1 protein-coding gene is annotated in these 792 nt (G+C 33.2%); it reads left to right on the top strand.

The window, feature by feature from the left end; translation table 11 throughout:
* Positions 1 to 792 (top strand): BspA family leucine-rich repeat surface protein (locus tag M3P09_RS17195; protein WP_249974059.1); only part of this gene is annotated, 792 nt, incomplete at both ends.

Here is a 792-nt window from a genome sequence, read left to right as displayed (position 1 = left end):
ATAACTTTTAATGCTGAATCCACCAATGTAACAGGTAATGCAACAAGTACTACTTTAACAACTGGTACATACACTGTTGCCATTCGTGGTGCGTTTCCTAGAATCTATTTTAACAATACAGGAGATAAAGATAAAATACAAACGATTGAACAATGGGGGACAGCTATTTGGGTTTCGATGGGTCAGTCTTTTCGAGGTTGTAGTAATTTAGTACTAAACGCAACTGACACTCCAAATTTAAGTCAAGCCACATCAATGAAAAATATGTTTTGGAATTGTAGTTCTTTTGTAGATAATGGAGGGGCTATTAACAATTGGGATGTAAGCACAATTAATAATATGCAACGAGCATTTCAACAGACCTCATTTGATTCTGCCATAAATAATTGGGATGTAAGTGCTGTTACAATAATGATTTATATGTTTGCAAACACACCTTTTAATCAAAACATTAGTGGTTGGAATACAGAACTAGTAGCTAGTATGTTTGGTATGTTTTTTCAAGCAAATAAATTCAATCAAGATATTAGTTCTTGGGATACTAGTCAAGTCATAGACATGAATAATATGTTTGAAGGTGCTACTAGTTTTAATCAAAACCTTGGTGATTGGGATATCAGTAATGTGACTAAGATGGTAGATATGTTTAATGGTGTTACCCTATCTACAACAAACTATGATACTACTTTAATAGGTTGGTATACAGACTCTAGTGGTGTTCTTAACGATGGTATTGATGATGTGCCTTCAAATATAACTTTTCATGGTGGTAATAGTACTTTTTGTTTATCA

This window comes from Jejuia spongiicola, assembly GCF_023502325.1.
GTDB classification, from domain to species: Bacteria; Bacteroidota; Bacteroidia; order Flavobacteriales; family Flavobacteriaceae; genus Wocania_A; species Wocania_A spongiicola.
This window is presented reverse-complemented; position numbering and strand designations above follow the sequence as displayed.